The following is a 17,061-nucleotide window of genomic DNA, read 5'->3' as shown; positions in this document are numbered from 1 at the left end:
GATAGAAATTAATAATGCTAAATTTTCACAAATTTAATTCCTAATTAAAGGAGAAAAATCTTGTCCAGATCAGAAAAAAGCTCATCTAAAAAAATGTCCACAGCAAAAAAAGTAATATTAATCGTACTAAGTGTACTAGTCCTAATCGGTTTAGGAATAGGCGGTTATGCATATTCAATCTACCACAATGTAAATAAAACATCAGACGCAATTTATAAAGACATAAAGAAAACAGATAAACGAAAAGAAGAAGTAAATGTTGAAAAGAAAGAACCTTTCTCTATTTTACTATTAGGGGTGGATCATCGTCCTGGTGATAAAGGTCGTTCGGATTCTATGATTGTGTTAACGGTTAATCCGAATACAAATACAACAAAAATGGTAAGTATTCCACGTGATACTAGAACTGAGATTGTTGGAAAAGGTAAAGAAGATAAAATTAACCATGCCTATGCATTTGGTGGAATTCAAATGTCTGTTGATACAGTTGAAAACTTCTTGAATATTCCAATTGATTATTATCTTGAAGTTAATATGGAAGGCTTTAAGGATATTGTTGAAGCAGTAGGTGGAGTTGATGTAAATAATGACTTAGACTTTACTTATGGTGGTGTACATTTTACGAAAGGACCACTTCATTTAAATGGTGATGATGCCTTAAAGTTCTCTCGTATGCGTAAGTTAGATCCACGTGGAGACTTTGGTCGAGAGCTTCGACAAAGAGAAATTCTTGAAGCGGTTATTAAAAAGGGAGCTTCAATTTCTTCTTTAACAAACTATCAATCGATTTTACAAGCAATCCAAAAGAATGTTGTGACGAATATTACTCTAGGTGATATGGTTTCGATTCAAAAGGATTACCGTCAGGCGGCGCAAAATATTAGTAAGACCCAAGTTAAAGGTGAAGGCAAGATGATTGATAAAATTTATTATTTTATTGTTCCGAAAGAAGAAAAAGATAAAATATCGAATGATCTTCGTCAGCACTTAGAATTACCTTCAGAAACAAAATAACAGCTAATTCTCAAGAACCACCGTTAAAAGATGACTTTTTAACGGTGGTTCTTTTTTTATGTCTTTTTTCCACCTAGGAATCTACTTTCCCTCTACGAAGATTTCAACTGAATTCACCATTTCATTCAAATCAACTAAGAATTTAACCTACACAACCCTTTAACCACCATCATAATAATATATATATTCCTAAATGTTTAGGAGGTCTTTGCGATAAAAGGGATTATACTTGCAGGTGGTAGTGGTACTCGACTTTATCCATTAACGATGGTGACTAGTAAGCAGCTATTGCCTGTGTATGATAAACCAATGATTTATTATCCGTTATCTACTTTAATGCTGGCAGGTATTAGAGAGATTTTAATTATATCGACTCCAGAGGATTTGCCACGTTTTGAGGCGTTATTAGGTGATGGTTCTCAGTTTGGAGTTTCGTTGAAATATAAAGTACAACCTAGTCCGGATGGGTTGGCTCAAGCGTTTATTATTGGTGAAGAGTTTATAGGAAACGACTCTGTTGCGATGATATTAGGTGACAATATTTATTATGGCAGCGGGTTACGCAGTATTTTAAAGAAAGCGGCGATGAAAGAAAATGGGGCAACTGTGTTCGGTTACCATGTACAAGATCCAGAGCGATTTGGTGTTGTAGAATTTGATGAGTCTGGGAAAGTTTTGAGCATTGAAGAAAAGCCAGTAGCTCCGAAATCAAATTATGCAGTAACTGGATTGTATTTTTATGATAATCGTGTCATTGAGATTGCTAAAAACGTAAAACCATCCAATCGTGGTGAGTTGGAGATTACTTCTGTAAATGAAGCTTATTTAAATTTGGGTGAATTAGAAGTGGAGTTACTTGGTCGCGGTTACACGTGGTTAGATACTGGAACACATGAAAGTTTAGTGTCGGCCACAAACTTTGTCAAAACAATTGAAGAGCATCAAGGAATTAAAATATCTGCTCCAGAAGAGGTCGCTTATATTAATGGGTGGATTAACAAAGAACAATTATTACATTTAAGCGAATCGCTTAGTAAAACAAGTTATGGTAACTATTTACGAAAAGTTGCAAATGGAGAGATTAAATATTAGCTTAAGGAGTCATTATCAATGAAAATTACAGAAACTTTTATAAAAGGAATTGTAGTTATTGAACCGACTGTTTTTGGTGATCACCGTGGTTGGTTTATGGAAACATATAATGATTCTAAAATGAAGGATTATGGAGTCGATTTAAATTTTGTTCAAGATAATCAATCATTTTCTGCATTGAAGGGAACATTGCGTGGGTTACATTATCAGTTGTCTCCAAAAGCACAAACGAAATTAGTTCGTTGTACAAGGGGTTCCATTTTTGATGTGGCTGTCGATATTCGGAAAGGGAGTCCGACTTACGGAAAATGGTTCGGTATCGACTTAAGTGCTGAAAATAAAAAACAATTATTGATTCCAAAAGGGTTTGCTCACGGTTTTATGACTTTAACAGATGATGTGGAAGTCCAATATAAAGTTGATGAGCTATATTCACCTGAATGTGATCGTGGCATTGTTTGGAATGACCCTGTAATTCAGGTGAAATGGCCAATTAATATTTCTCCATTATTATCCGCAAAAGACAAAATCGCACCATTATTAAAAGATGCTGAAAATAATTTTTTCTATAAGGAGTAATATATATGAAGGTTTTAGTAACTGGTTACGGTGGGCAATTAGGCTATGATGTCGTTCGAGAGTGTGAACGACATGGTTTAAATGTTAAGGGTTACAATCGACAAGAGCTTGATATTACTAATAGTGAATCAGTTTTTTCTTTAGTAGATTCATATGAACCAGATGTTATTATCCACTGTGCTGCCTATACAGCGGTAGACAAAGCTGAAGATGATAAAGAGAATTGCTGGAATGTAAATGTTGAAGGAACGAGATATTTAGTTGAAGCTGCGAAAAATCATCATTCCAAGTTCATTTATATTAGTACGGACTATGTATTTAATGGGAAAGGTGAAAGTCCTTTTAATGAAGATGACCAACCGGATCCAATCGGTTATTATGGATTAACAAAGTATGAAGGCGAAAAAGTTGTTCAATCATTAATTGAAAACTATTTTATCATTCGTATTTCGTGGGTATTTGGGGTTAATGGGAATAATTTTATTAAAACAATGCTAAGGTTATCAGAAACTAGAGATGAATTAAATATAGTCGGAGATCAAATCGGTTCTCCAACCTATACAGTTGATTTGTCTAGACTAATAGTAGAATTAGTTAAATCCGATAAATATGGAATCTATCACGCAACAAATGAAGGCTTTACTAGTTGGGCTGATTTTGCAGAAGAAATATTCAAACAAACCGACAGTAAAACTTTAGTAAAATCGATTGCCTCCGAAGATTATCCTACTCGAGCAGCTAGACCGAAAAATTCGAGATTATCAAATCAAAAGCTAGTAGAGAATGGCTTTCAATCCTTACCTTCATGGCAAGATGCATTAGCTAGATATTTAGTTCAATTAAATAAAAGAGACGAGGTACAGTAAAACATGAAAGTAGCTGTTACAGGCGGTGCCGGATTTATCGGTGGAAACTTTGTTCAATACATGATCAATAAATACCCATCCTATTCTATATATAATCTAGATGCATTAACCTATGCAGGTGACTTAACAAAGCATAAAAACATCGAACAAAATGAAAACTATCATTTTACAAAAATTGATATTTCAAACCGTGAAGAAATCATGACATTATTTAAAAAAGAAAAGTTCGACTATGTCATTCACTTCGCAGCAGAAAGTCATGTTGATCGCTCAATTACAGACCCAGGTATATTCGTGACAACAAATGTTTTAGGAACTCAAGTTTTACTAGATGCTTCAAAAGCGATAAACGTTAAAAAATTTGTACATGTATCTACAGATGAAGTGTACGGTGATCTAGATTTTGACCCTACAACCTTTTTTACAGAAGATACACCTCTACAACCGAATAGCCCTTACTCTGCAAGTAAAGCATCATCTGATTTACTAGTTCGTGCCTATCATGAAACATATGGCTTTCCTATGAATATCACACGTTGTTCAAATAATTACGGACCCTATCACTTCCCTGAGAAGTTAATTCCATTAACAATTTCACGAGTTTTAAATGACCAAAAAGTTCCTGTTTATGGTACTGGTGAAAATATTCGTGACTGGTTACATGTTCTTGATCATTGCTCAGCTATTGATCTAGTAATGCATAAAGGAGAAAATGGAGAAGTTTACAATGTAGGTGGCCATAATGAACGGACAAATTTAGAGGTTGTTAAAACAATCATATCTACTCTTGGAAAATCTGAAGAATTAATCCAATTTGTACAAGATCGCTTAGGTCATGACAAAAGATATGCGATTGATCCAAGTAAACTAGAAAGACTAGGCTGGAAACCAACTTATAATTTTGATACCGGTATTGTTCAAACTGTTCAATGGTTTGTAGATAATAAGGAATGGTGGGAAATGATTGTTTCAGGTGAGTATAAACAGTATTTTGAAAAACAATATGGTAAATAAATAGAAATGAACTTGATGAGGAAATTTCATTATAAATAATAAGAGTAATTTAGACGTTTTCTTTTCATTTGAAAACGTCTTTTTTTATTTCAGAGTATAGTAATTTAGGCTTCTTTATATATGTGGTTTATGAGTAATTTTAACTAGAACTAATAGCTTAGTTAATTCCAATTTTTTTCTAATGTTTTGGTAAATATCCCTAAATAAGATTCTTTTAATCATTTTCTAACTATAATTTTATTTACCGTTTATAAGTAACATTTTTTTATGTTATAATACATTTTATATCAATAAATGACAATTCTATTACAAAATTGTAAGTTTTTTTTTATGCGAAATTTACAATTTTTTTATGCTCAAATATAATTCTTAATGTTATGTTTTTTCAGAAAAATATAATGTCGTAGATTACTAGTTATATCATTAAAAACTGATTAAAAAAAACTGCTTATTTTAATGAGAAATTAAATTTTAATTCAAGGAGGATAAGGGATGAATCAACCGTTAATCTCGGTAATTTTACCTATTTATAATGTCGAAAATTATATTCATGAATGCTTAAATTCATTATTAAACCAAACGATTGGTTATGAAAATTTAGAAGTAATTATGGTGAACGATAGCTCTACAGATCGTACCCCTATCATTATTGATGAATATGCTGCGAAATATGAAAATTTTAAAGTAATTCATTTCACAGAGAATTCTGGTGCTCCAGGTAAACCAAGGAATGTTGGAATAGAAAATGCCACAGGTAAGTATACAATCTTTTTAGACCCGGATGACATTGTACCTGCGGATGCATATGAAAGATTAATTAACGTAATTGAAAATAGTGAGTCTGATTTTGTAATGGGTAAGATGCAAAGTTTTGATGATGAAACTAAACGTAGGCATGAACACGTTACATTTAAGCAATACCAATTACAAAAGAAATATATAGATGTAAATATTGATAATGTTCCATTTTTCTATCAAGTTAAAACAGCAATTATTTTAAAGTTAGTTAAAACTGAGTTTTTATTAAAAAATAAAATAAATTTTATTGAAGGTATGAAAAATGGTGAAGACAAATATTATGACATTCAATTATTCTCTAAAGCCAAAAAGTTCAGTTATATTCCTGAAGTAATTTATTTATATCGAGCAAGAAATGATGAGAAAAATTTATCTCTAACACAAAGAGATATTATTAGTACTGTAGAAAACGATGTAAAATCGGCTTTAATTATTAAACCTTTACTTACACAAAAAGAATTTAAATATTTTCAAATAAATGTGTTTAGATCTATTTTTTGGAAAATTGGAGATGCGGATTTTAAGAAGTTAACAAAAGATCAACAACATTATCTATTAAATTTAATAAAAGATGTAGCGGTAGGATATGATTCAGATATAACTAAGGAATATATGGAAGTAGAGGAACCAATTATTAGTTTAATTAGCTCTGGTCATATCGTGGAAGCTTTAGATTATAATCTTTTATTAATTTCTAGAAGATGGTGGTTTAAAATAAGCAAAGAACTAGAGAAAGATTATAAAAAGTCATCAAAAATAAGAAATAGTAATTTTTGGAAAGTGACCAGTCCATTAAGAAAAGTTATCAGACTTGTGAAGAGGGTGTCGTAAGTTGCAAATTAGCATCATAATTCCATTTGTAAAAGAGGAAATCAATCAAACTCTTGATTGTATTAATTCAGTTAAGGATCAAAGTATTAAACAAAATCAAATTGAATTAATCCTTTTTAATACTGAAAATGAAGTACTGAATGAAGAGACTGAGAAAACATTAACTCATCAGTTTAATGACCTAAGTGTAATAAATACAAAATTGAAGCCAAATGACCTAAATGGCAAATATGTCTTCATTTATGATCGAAAAACTAAAATAAATAAGCAGTTATTAGAAGTACTTTTAAGAATAGCTGATTCTGGTAAATATGATTGCATTTTTCCTACTGAAAATACAAAAAAATTAGAAGTGAAGCCAGTAAATATGAATGATTTTACTTATTCAGATCTAATGAGTATGAATTTAATGAGAACTATTACCTTAAAGGACTATTTTGTAAAAAATAAAATTCAAGAGTTTAATTATTTTGAATTAAAGTATTTTCAATTAAGGCAATATTTTACAAATAAAAATATTGGAACGAATGATGTATTAGCAATTAAAAATACTGAGATTAATGACGAGTATATTCATAATCAATTTCAAGAAATTAACTATTTGTTTGTAAAAATAAGAGAAGAATCCGATAAAGATCTTCAAAAATTTGCATATAGTATATTAATTAAGCAACTAATATTTTTAGTTGATAAAAAGATATTTGTCGATGAAATAGATGAAGAGATTCAAATTCAATTATTAGAACTATTACAATTAATAATAAAAGAAGTAAATTTACCTGAAACCTTAAAGAATATAAAACTAGAAGGCTATAAAGGATTTTTTGCAATCTTAAACATGAACAAATATACTGAAGCCATTAGTTATATGAAGTTGTTCCGGAGTAAGAGATACCAATATCATACGGCTAATAAATATAGTAACTATTTAGAGAAGCATCCAGGCGATCCCAGTGAAGACTTAACATGGAAAATGACGAAACCATTACGTATAGTAAAACCTGCAATGCGCAAAGTAAAAGGATTAATATTTAAATATTTATTACTTCTAATTGTATCTTTCTATAAACTTCTATATTTAAATAAAGTGGTTTGGTTAGTTTGTGAAAGAGCCGATCAAGCTGAAGATAATGGATATTTCTTTTTTAAGTATTGTAGAGAGCAATATCCAAATAGGAAAATCTATTATATAATTGAAAAAAATTCTCCGCATTATGATAAAGTAGCTAAATTAGGAAATATTATTCATCACTCTTCCTTTAAACATAAAATTTACACACTATTAGCGGATGTATATGTTAGTGCTTGGACATTTAGTGAAAGTGGTTTTCCAAATCCTTCAAAATATTTCACCTCAAGATTTAGAGAGCAATTAAAGAACAAGTTTCAAGTATGTATCCAGCATGGCGTTATTATTCATAATATTTCTCCGTATTTATCCAAGAAAAAGTATCAACAAAATTTAATTATAGCTAGTTCAGAATTTGAAAAAGAAATTATTATGGAAACTCTAAACTATCCAAGCGATGAAGTTGAAGTAACCGGTTTAGCTAGATTTGATAATTTACATGATGCGATTACGAAAAGACAAATATTAATTATGCCAACTTGGAGACGTCATTTATTTAAAATAAATAAAAAACAATTCTCTAATTCGGAATACTTTAAGACGTATAAAAAGTTAATATCAAATAAAAAGTTTCAAGATTTTATTAGTAAGGAAAATATTCAGGTTAAATTCTATATTCATCATCAGATGCAACGGTTCTTGGAAAACTTTATTGTAGAACATCCAAATATTGAATTCTTATTAAAAAAAGATGCCAAAGTTTCAGATCTACTAAAAGAATCGAAGTTATTATTGACTGATTACTCATCAGTTTCAAGTGATTTCTTTTATATGAATAAACCAGTAGTATTTTATCAATTTGATCCACATAAAAATCATCATGCACCTACTGAACAAATTAAATATAGTGATCTAGGAATTATAGTTAATAATGAAGAAAAGTTGCTTGATGAAATCATTAAAATCTCAAATAGGGATTTTACAGCAGATCAAGTATATCAACAAAATTCGAGAAAAATATTTAAATATAAAGACACAAATAATTCAAAGAGAATATTTGAAGCAATTGAAACGTCTTATCACAATTTCAAAACTAAGAAGAACATTAAATAAATCAAAAAGAGGGTGATTGAATATCACCCTCTTTTTTTATTTCGTTAATTTTATTAATTGAGCAATAAAATTCTTATAATAATTTGGTTCAAAATGCAAGTGGAAAATACCCCAAGCATGATCTGCAATAGAAATATAGTTTTGTTTTACATTTATTGTTGAAACCTCGTAATTTGAAACCACGTAGTCATCCAATTGGTCCCAAAAGGCATTTAATAAATCGATATCAGTGTTAGAAATAATTTTCTTAATGCTATGGTCCTTATCATAGTACATACCAGTAAATCTAGCTTTGTGAAGTATTATTTTACAATTCGGAAGTTCTCTATTAATAATTTGTAAAAATTGATCAATTGTTTGCTTCCAAAGTGTAAAATATTCGCTAAGGTTAGTATTCAAATTAAATGTATTGACTTCGTTTAATTCTCTATAAAATGATGTTTTAGTGATTTTCCAACGATTATTAGTAATATATGAACTATTCGTCTTTAAACAACCAAAATATACATCCCCAAAGAAATCAAGAATGAGAGCTTCAGGCTGCTTACTGATTAAATCATTTAAAAAGTTCTTTTCTAAGTCATCGAAAACATCATTTTGCTCATATTCATTTAAGTTGTCAATTTTCTCTCTATTATATGGAATCGGATTACTCATTAAACTAATGATTGACGATTGATTTTGATAGCGAAGTACTTCAAAATGATTTCTATAATTTAAGTTAAATTTACTATTAAAATTATCTCGTGTAACACAAGATCCGAATGCAGCGATTTTTAATTTCTTTTCATTGCTTTTTATAGAAATAATGTTCTTATTTAATAAAAGAGAAAAATGTTTAGTTTGATGATTAGCTTCATTCTCAGTTAATAAGTTAATTAAAACTATAATATTTTTGTTTAATGTAATTTGTACAAAAAGTTCTAAGTCGGTAGATTCAAGATAGCTATTTAATAAATCAAATACATTAAAGGTTGAACACAAAATTTCATTGTTATTTCCAATATGTGTACTATATGAATGAGTATTAATCGCTAGTTCGGTTTTGATTTGATTGAATTGTTTTTGATTAGTAATAGAAAGTTGGACAAAATCTTCATAACAATCTGCTTTAACTAGATTAAAATGTAATTTATCTTGTGTTAAGTAAAGAGCAATACGATTATCACTTGTTATATATGTCTTTACATAATAAATGTTTAGAAGTTTTGAGCTCATATATTTAGTTGGCATTTCAAGATTACAATTAATTTCTAATGGTAATAATTCAGCATCTTTAGCTAAATATAAATCAAAAATCTCAATTGGATATAATTTGATATTTTTTATATCTGAAAAGTTAATATCTACTATATATTGATTATCAATCTTTTTGTTTAAGCTTTGCAATATTTCACTACTTACTTTCATATATTTATTTGGCCTTTGTTTTAAGACTAATGAGGAGGATTCATTTAAAACCCCGTTTGTATCTTCTATGTAAAGTCTAATCCCATCTTTTAAGTATTCAATTTTTTTTAGCATAAAGCCGCCCATCCCATTTAATTAAAATATTTTTTGAATTCGTAAAAAAATTTACGAAACGCTAACAGATATTAACATTAACATTATGATTATTATTATTAAACAAGACAATAGTTTTTTTAATAATTACCTATAAGAATGTTAACAAGAATTTAAGATTATTTTCTAAGAATCATATATTACAAGAAGCTACACTTCGGTGATTGCATTCTCTTACCATAGGAAAAGAACATTACAGTTGGGGATTTTTTATATTTTAAAACATTCTGATGCACTAATAATTTGGAAAATCATATCATTATACTTTTTACATACTTTTAACATGGATACTCATGTAAATTCACAAAAAATCGTTAATCTTTAATTAATAAAATTTTCTTTTTTTAATAAACACGTCTTTATTAATAGAGTGTTTATCCTGATCTGGAGGTTTGAAATGAAGAATAGTGAATTATTGAATAGTAGTCATGTAGATTCAACAACTGTAAATTTTAAACCAAATTTAATAGAGGTTTCGAATGAGGATTTCGATGCGAATCTTGAACGACAAAATGAATTGTTAATGAAACAAAACCAGTTCCTATCTGATAAGGTAATGGAATTGGAAAAAAGAATGGAAGAGCAATTATTTCGGCAGTTGGATTTAATTGTGGAGCATGAGGAGTTTATGATGGGGCTCGATGATTATGTTCTTGTAAACGAAGTAAAACAGTCGTTTGGTTCGTATGAATATGAAAAATTGCAGGAGGAATATCAAAAGCTGCAATTAAATTATGAAACGTTTAGGAACTCGAAGTTTGGAAAATTGGCAAGAAAGTATTGGAAGTTGTTGAAGTATTTAAAAAGAAAATGAGGGGACATTCATGTTAAAAGAATCAATAGAAAAACAAATTACTCGATTACGTAATGAAAAGTATGATACAAAAATGATGCTGCAAGAATTAATGAATGTGGATGAACCCTTCTATTTTAGAAACCATGAGTTACTTTCTTTTTCAGCGGATGATTTTATAGTTAGTAAGGGCGTTCAAAAATTTCAGAAGGAAAAGGAAGTTCTATTTAATAATAAACTAGTTAGGCAGACTGTTGTCATTGATTATATAGATGAAACAAAATTAAGGAATTTACTTTTTAATGAAGGTAGAAGTAAATTATTTACTAGATTTGCGATCACAGGCTTTGTCAGCGGTAAAAGTGAGGTTGTTTGTGAGTTACGACTAGTAGATTACGAAAACAACTCAAGTACATTAAGTTTTCAGATAGACGAGGTAATTGATCTATCTGAATTTAGTCAAAAAGGGATTCAATCGGTTTCTTTTTCGATTTACATGACAGGTGCTGCAACGCTTCATTTATTCCATGCTAAATTAATGGGTTCATATAAAAAGAATGAAAGCGAAAATATTCATTTAATTAAACAAAAGAAAGAAATTAAGGACTTTCGAGTTGGGTTTATTGCCGATGAATTTACAACGCGATGCTTCGATTATGAATTTCAACTTGTAAAAGTCACTCCTGAGAATTGGTTAGATGAGTTTAAAAAGCATCGAATTGATTTCTTCTTTTGTGAGTCTGCATGGCTTGGAAACGAAGGAGCTTGGAAGGATAAGATCGGTACGAAAAATCACAGAAATCACACTAAGTTATTAAAACTAGTTTATTGGTGTAAAGAACACTATATCCCCACCGTTTTTTGGAATAAAGAAGATCCGTTCCATTACCAAGCTTTTATCGATACTGCTAAGCATTTTAACTATGTGTTCACGACTGATTTTGAATCAGTACAGAACTATGTAGCAGAAGGCTGCGAAAATGTTTATTGCTTACCTTTTGCAGCTCAACCAAAAATTCACAATCCAATTGAATATATTCCACGTAAAGAGAAAGTAGTTTTCGCTGGAGCATATTACGGTAAAAAGTTTCCCGAGCGTACGAGTGCTATGGAGAAGCTAGTAAATTCTTCGAAGGAATATGGACTAGATATTTATGACCGAAACTATCATAATCCATCAAGTCCTAATCAATTTCCAGATGAGTATAAGCCATTTATTGTTGGAAACTTAAAACAAAATGAAATCGATATTGCCTATAAAGGATATAAAGTAGCACTAAACGTAAATAGTATTACGAAATCTCCGACAATGTTTGCCCGGAGAGTATTTGAGTTGTTAGCAAGCAATACCCCAATCATTAGCTCTCATTCAGAGGGGATTCATAGAATGTTTGGAGACATTGTAACGGCTACAGATGATGAAAAACTGATGAAGCAACGACTTTCAAACTATTATGCAGATGAGACCTTCTATAAGAAAAATCGTTTACTCACATTGCGAAAAGTATTAGAAGAACACACTTATACGAATCGAGTGGAAGATTTATTAAATATTATCAATCTGCCATATGAGAAATATGCAGAAAGTGCTACGTTAGTAGGGATCGTTAGAAGTAAAGCTGATTATGAAAAGTTAATCGCGATTTACAATAGACAAGGAATTAAACAAAAAAAGCTAGTAATCTTACTCGATTTATTTGATGGCTATTTAGAGATTTTTAATCAAAACAATCACGGGGATATAAAAACTTACCTTATTGATTACTGCCATCATTATTTTAGTTTGAATGATCTCGTTGATTCGTATTATATTGCTCCAATTAATCTAGATCATTATTATGGAGAGAATTATTTAAGAGACATGATGTTAGCGACTAAGTATACGAATGATACGATTATTGCGAAAGGCAATGGAAATAGCTATAACTACGTAAATGATTGCCATATTGATGAAGCATTGATTTGTAAAAAGGCGACAAGATTTATTCGTCCAAGTGAGTTTATCAGTCTTTTAGACAACAAATCAACAATTGGCCATTTCTCAAAAGCTGGCGTTCAATTTTTTGAAATTGATGAGTTTAATTTTTATCGAGATGCCTATGAACAAGCCGTTAGCCGAGACAAAATTGAGAGTATTTTAGTATAAGGAGCTGTTTTTATGAAACTGGCGGTTATAGGGCATGATTTAAAATTTATTAACGAAGCGATTAAGAGGTTTGAAGCTAGAAGTGACATTGAAATAAAAATAGATTTATGGGAAGGCCATACAATTCATCAAGTTGGCAAAAGCTTGGAAATCGTTAATTGGGCGGATGTTCTTTTTTGCGAGTGGGGACTTGGAAATGTACTTTGGTATCAGGAGCATAAAAAAGATCATCAAATATTAATTGTTAGAATGCATCGTTTTGAAATGAATACGCCTTTCCCGGAAAAATTTGATTTCACGAAAATTGATAAGATTATTGCCATTTCTTCTTATATATTTGAGGAATTCCATCGAGTTGCAAAGATTCCTAGAGAAAAGATGATTGTCATTCAAAATGGTGTTGATGTAGATCGATTCCATTTACCTAAGCAATATGATGCGGATTTTCGAATTGGATTACTTGGTTATGTACCGAAGTTAAAACGATTAGATCGAGCGCTTGAGATATTTGAAAAGTTATACGAAAAAGACAACCGATATACTCTTTCGATAAAAGGAAAGCATCCGAAAGAGTTTCCATGGGTCTGGAATAATCAACAAGAGCAGGATTATTATACAAGTTTATTTAGAAAAATAGAGAAATCCCACTATCGTAATCAAGTTCAGTTTGAAGAGTGGGGAGATTCAGCGGAATGGCTTGAGTCGATTGGTTATGTCTTATCAGTTAGCGATTATGAAAGTTTTCACTTAGCACCCGTTGAAGGGATGGCTTCTTGTGCTGTGCCAATTGTATTAAATCGTGAAGGAGCTCGAACGATATTCCCTGATGAGTATATTTTTGAATCACTCGATCAAGCAGCGCAGTACATCGCGGATAATAGAAAAGGATCTAGGAAAGAACTAGTTGAATTTGTGAAGGAAAATTACTGTATGGATAAAATGTGTTCAGAGATTTTGAGTCTAATTGATGAGTTACAAGTAAAATTAGTTCATTAAGTATTTCGAAAGAGCACAGTGAATTCTTAAGTAGAAGGAACTGTGCTTTTTTCTTCTATTATTATTACAGCGAGTATGAATGATTTCAAAATGTGGGAAACTAAGTGTATAGAATTAAATAATTACTAGTTAAAGAACATTTTAGGGATTAAGACGATTAACTTTTAAAATTAGTCCTGTAGATAGAGGAATAAACGTTATTTTTCATGGTAAAAAATGTCTTTATTTCCTCAGTTAAGATACAATAGATAGATACATATTTCAATAAGCCGATTTGTTTTGAAAGGGGAAAGAATTTTGACTGTTAAAGTAATGACAATTTTTGGAACAAGACCAGAAGCGATTAAGATGGCGCCACTAGTGCTTGAGCTAGCTAAGCATCCTGATCAAATAGAATCCATTGTGACGGTTACAGCCCAGCATCGTCAAATGTTGGATCAAGTTCTCGAAATTTTTAAAATCACACCTGATTATGATTTAAATATAATGAAGGATCGCCAAACTTTAATCGATGTAACAACGCGAGGTTTGGAAGGTTTAAATAAGATTATGCAAGAAGTAAAGCCGGATATTGTATTAGTTCATGGTGATACGACAACTACTTTTATTGCTAGTCTTGCAGCTTTTTATAATCAAATTGCAATTGGTCATGTTGAAGCTGGTTTACGTACTTGGGACAAGTATTCACCTTACCCAGAAGAAATGAACCGTCAATTAACTGGTGTCATGACTGATTTACATTTTTCTCCTACGACAAAATCAGCACAAAATTTGTTAGCTGAAAATAAAAAGGAAGAAACAATTTTTATTACTGGTAATACTGCGATTGATGCACTTAAAACAACAGTAAAAGAAGAGTATACTCATCCTGTTCTTGATCAAATTGGTAATGACAGATTAGTCTTAATGACTGCTCATCGTCGTGAAAATTTAGGAGAACCAATGAGAAATATGTTTAAAGCGATTAAGCGCTTAGTCGAAAAACATAATGATATTCAAGTTGTGTATCCTGTACACATGAATCCTGTTGTTCGTGAAATTGCAAATGAAGTTTTAGGAAATGATAATCGAATCCATTTAATCGAACCACTGGATGTCATTGATTTCCACAACTTTGCGGCAAGATCGCATTTAATCCTAACTGATTCTGGTGGTGTACAAGAAGAGGCACCTTCATTAGGCGTACCAGTTCTTGTTTTACGTGATACGACAGAACGCCCTGAAGGAATTGATGCTGGTACATTAAAGCTTGCTGGAACTGACGAAGAAGTGATTTTCTCGTTAGCTGATGAACTGTTGTCAGATGATGAGGCACATGCAAAAATGTCAAAGGCATCTAATCCGTATGGAGATGGCGAAGCTTCTAGAAGAATTGTTGAAGTGATTATTCAACATTTTAAAAATAAAACAAAGTAATCATATGTAAGGAAAGACTATCTTTGAAAAATTTTCAAAGATAGTCTTTTTTATTTTTAACTATTTTAAGTGGAAAAAGATCGTGATTAAAAATAACCCCTTTTAATTAAGTACTTTTCCTAAATAAAGATAGATACGATTAAAAGGGATTTTTTCTGTGTATTAGGTTTTTAGTTTGAATGAGTATTACTATATTTAAAAAGTTATTTATTTTGTTACATTTTGAATAAATTTAAATTAAATCTCTAAAGTTAACTATATGATAATTGTGTCTGTTGATAAAATTTATGTTTGTTAGTGATAAATTCAACAATAGAAAGGACTAGATTATGCTTTTCAGTTCAACTGTATTTTTGTTTGTATTTCTACCTATCGTTTTACTAGTATATTTTGTACTACCACGTATTTTTCGAAACGCATGGTTGTTAGTATCTAGTTTAGTTTTTTATGCATGGGGAGAGCCAAGGTTTGTATTGGTTATGTTCCTTTCAATTATTATCAATTATGTATTTGCGTTAATTGTTGATGCAAATCGAAATAAGAAAACGAAAATAAAGTGGATTATGGCAGCGATGCTTGTGGCCAATTTGGGATTATTATGTTTCTTCAAATACTCCAACTTCTTTGTTGATAATATAAATTTATTGTTTAACACAAATATTACGATTCCTCTAATACCTTTACCGTTGGGAATTTCTTTTTTTACTTTCCAAGGAATTAGTTATGTAGTCGATGTTTATCGAAAAGATGGTGCTCTACAAAGAAATCCATTGAATATGGCTACCTATAAAACATTATTTCCACAATTAATTGCAGGTCCGATTGTTCGTTATCAAACTGTTTCACATCAAATTACAGATCGAAAAGAAACTTTAGAGAAATTTGCTTATGGAACGAAGCGATTTATTATTGGATTAGGTAAGAAAATGTTTTTGGCTAATAATTGCGGTTGGGTCGCAGATCAAATTTTTGCACAAAATCCACATGACATGTCCATTGGTTTAGCTTGGATTGGCATTATTGCTTATTCTTTACAAATTTACTTTGATTTTTCCGGTTATTCAGATATGGCGATTGGTTTAGGAAAAATGTTCGGATTTGATTTTCTAGAAAATTTCAACTACCCGTATATTTCAAAATCAGTAACTGAGTTTTGGAGAAGATGGCACATTTCATTAGGAACATGGTTCAGGGACTATCTATATATCCCGTTAGGTGGAAATCGTATTTCTCCTTTACGAACGTATATTAATCTTTTTATTGTGTGGTTTGCTACAGGTTTTTGGCATGGAGCAAGTTGGACATTTATCGCATGGGGTATTTATTACGGTATACTAATCATGCTAGAAAAAGCTTTCCTCGGTGATATTTTACGAAAGTTGCCTAATGCAATTCAGCATATTTACGCTACATTCCTAGTCGTAATTGGATGGGTATTTTTTCGTTCAGAAACATTTAGTTATGCGTTTGATTATATTAAAACAATGTTCGGTTTAAATCATACAGTTGTTTGGGATTCAAATGCAGCATATTATTTTGTTGAATATGGTGTTCTAATAGGACTAGCTATAATTGGGGCAACTCCTTTATTGAAAATCTTCGCAGATAAAATCATGATTCAGTCAGAATCCAGTTTTGCTGTAAGAATTTTCGGTCGTAATATTGGGTTAACAGGTTATTATTTATTAGTTCTTGGTATTTCAATTATTTGTGTTGTTTCTAACACATTCAATCCATTTATCTATTTCCGTTTCTAGTAAGTTGGAGGTTT

General features: G+C 30.7%; 13 protein-coding genes. 12 read left to right on the top strand and 1 reads right to left on the bottom strand.

Translation table 11 applies throughout. The features are described from left to right. The first annotated feature begins 60 nt into the window (after positions 1–60). The 7 genes from tagU (at position 61) to COE53_RS13575 (ending at position 8,376) form a co-directional block, all read left to right on the top strand. Complete coding sequence (gene tagU / locus COE53_RS13605; RefSeq protein WP_483295433.1) at positions 61–1,014, top strand: polyisoprenyl-teichoic acid--peptidoglycan teichoic acid transferase TagU; 954 nt, start codon at positions 61–63, stop codon at positions 1,012–1,014. Positions 1,015–1,227: 213 nt separating this feature from the next. Continuing rightward, complete coding sequence (gene rfbA, locus COE53_RS13600; RefSeq protein WP_069035422.1) at positions 1,228–2,106, top strand: glucose-1-phosphate thymidylyltransferase RfbA; 879 nt, start codon at positions 1,228–1,230, stop codon at positions 2,104–2,106. Positions 2,107–2,124: 18 nt separating this feature from the next. Continuing rightward, on the top strand, positions 2,125–2,685 hold the full coding sequence (gene rfbC, locus COE53_RS13595) for a dTDP-4-dehydrorhamnose 3,5-epimerase (protein ID WP_098948260.1): 561 nt from the start codon (positions 2,125–2,127) through the stop codon (positions 2,683–2,685). 5 nt (positions 2,686–2,690) lie between these two features. Beyond that, positions 2,691–3,551 carry a dTDP-4-dehydrorhamnose reductase gene (gene rfbD / locus COE53_RS13590; protein WP_098948259.1) on the top strand — a complete coding sequence of 287 codons (861 nt, stop codon included), beginning with the start codon at positions 2,691–2,693 and terminating at the stop codon, positions 3,549–3,551. Between the two features lie 3 nt (positions 3,552–3,554). Continuing rightward, positions 3,555–4,565, top strand: coding sequence for a dTDP-glucose 4,6-dehydratase (gene rfbB, locus COE53_RS13585; protein ID WP_098948258.1), 1,011 nt, complete (start codon positions 3,555–3,557; stop codon positions 4,563–4,565). 492 nt (positions 4,566–5,057) lie between these two features. Next, complete coding sequence (locus COE53_RS13580) at positions 5,058–6,194, top strand: glycosyltransferase family 2 protein (protein WP_098948257.1); 1,137 nt, start codon at positions 5,058–5,060, stop codon at positions 6,192–6,194. A gap of 1 nt (position 6,195) precedes the next feature. After that, on the top strand, positions 6,196–8,376 hold the full coding sequence (locus COE53_RS13575) for a CDP-glycerol glycerophosphotransferase family protein (RefSeq protein WP_069035417.1): 2,181 nt from the start codon (positions 6,196–6,198) through the stop codon (positions 8,374–8,376). A 36-nt stretch (positions 8,377–8,412) separates the two neighbouring features. Here the strand turns inward: COE53_RS13575 and COE53_RS13570 are convergent, their stop codons facing one another. Further along, positions 8,413–9,900: a DUF6270 domain-containing protein gene (locus COE53_RS13570; protein WP_098948256.1), complete on the bottom strand. Its 1,488-nt coding sequence runs from the start codon at positions 9,898–9,900 to the stop codon at positions 8,413–8,415. Between the two features lie 436 nt (positions 9,901–10,336). Between COE53_RS13570 and COE53_RS13565 the strand changes: the two genes are divergently transcribed. From COE53_RS13565 to COE53_RS13545, 5 genes are all read left to right on the top strand, one after another. Next, positions 10,337–10,753, top strand: a complete 417-nt coding sequence (locus COE53_RS13565; protein WP_069035416.1) for a hypothetical protein — start codon at positions 10,337–10,339, stop codon at positions 10,751–10,753. 10 nt (positions 10,754–10,763) lie between these two features. Next, positions 10,764–12,878, top strand: coding sequence for a CgeB family protein (locus COE53_RS13560; RefSeq protein WP_098948255.1), 2,115 nt, complete (start codon positions 10,764–10,766; stop codon positions 12,876–12,878). Between the two features lie 12 nt (positions 12,879–12,890). Continuing rightward, positions 12,891–13,874, top strand: a complete 984-nt coding sequence (locus COE53_RS13555; RefSeq protein ID WP_098948254.1) for a glycosyltransferase — start codon at positions 12,891–12,893, stop codon at positions 13,872–13,874. 312 nt (positions 13,875–14,186) lie between these two features. Further along, the gene (wecB, locus tag COE53_RS13550) at positions 14,187–15,290 is read left to right on the top strand and encodes a non-hydrolyzing UDP-N-acetylglucosamine 2-epimerase (protein ID WP_483295434.1); all 1,104 of its coding nucleotides are present in this window, start codon (positions 14,187–14,189) and stop codon (positions 15,288–15,290) included. 329 nt (positions 15,291–15,619) lie between these two features. Then, the gene (locus COE53_RS13545) at positions 15,620–17,047 is read left to right on the top strand and encodes an MBOAT family O-acyltransferase (RefSeq protein ID WP_069035412.1); all 1,428 of its coding nucleotides are present in this window, start codon (positions 15,620–15,622) and stop codon (positions 17,045–17,047) included. Positions 17,048–17,061: the final 14 nt, after the last annotated feature.

This window comes from Bacillus sp. AFS029533, from assembly GCF_002585125.1.
In the GTDB taxonomy this organism is placed as follows: Bacteria; Bacillota; Bacilli; order Bacillales; family Bacillaceae_G; genus Gottfriedia; species Gottfriedia luciferensis_B.
The sequence above is the reverse complement of the archived record's forward strand: the minus strand, read 5'-3'. Positions and strand labels throughout refer to the sequence as shown.

Coding starts and splice junctions, on each gene's coding strand:
- rfbC (WP_098948260.1), top strand. CDS start 2,125: ATGAAAATTACAGAAACTTTTATAAAAGGAATTGTAGTTATTGAACCG.
- rfbD (WP_098948259.1), top strand. CDS start 2,691: ATGAAGGTTTTAGTAACTGGTTACGGTGGGCAATTAGGCTATGATGTC.
- rfbB (WP_098948258.1), top strand. CDS start 3,555: ATGAAAGTAGCTGTTACAGGCGGTGCCGGATTTATCGGTGGAAACTTT.
- COE53_RS13580 (WP_098948257.1), top strand. CDS start 5,058: ATGAATCAACCGTTAATCTCGGTAATTTTACCTATTTATAATGTCGAA.
- COE53_RS13570 (WP_098948256.1), bottom strand. CDS start 9,900: ATGCTAAAAAAAATTGAATACTTAAAAGATGGGATTAGACTTTACATA.
- COE53_RS13565 (WP_069035416.1), top strand. CDS start 10,337: ATGAAGAATAGTGAATTATTGAATAGTAGTCATGTAGATTCAACAACT.
- COE53_RS13560 (WP_098948255.1), top strand. CDS start 10,764: ATGTTAAAAGAATCAATAGAAAAACAAATTACTCGATTACGTAATGAA.
- COE53_RS13555 (WP_098948254.1), top strand. CDS start 12,891: ATGAAACTGGCGGTTATAGGGCATGATTTAAAATTTATTAACGAAGCG.
- wecB (WP_483295434.1), top strand. CDS start 14,187: ATGACAATTTTTGGAACAAGACCAGAAGCGATTAAGATGGCGCCACTA.
- COE53_RS13545 (WP_069035412.1), top strand. CDS start 15,620: ATGCTTTTCAGTTCAACTGTATTTTTGTTTGTATTTCTACCTATCGTT.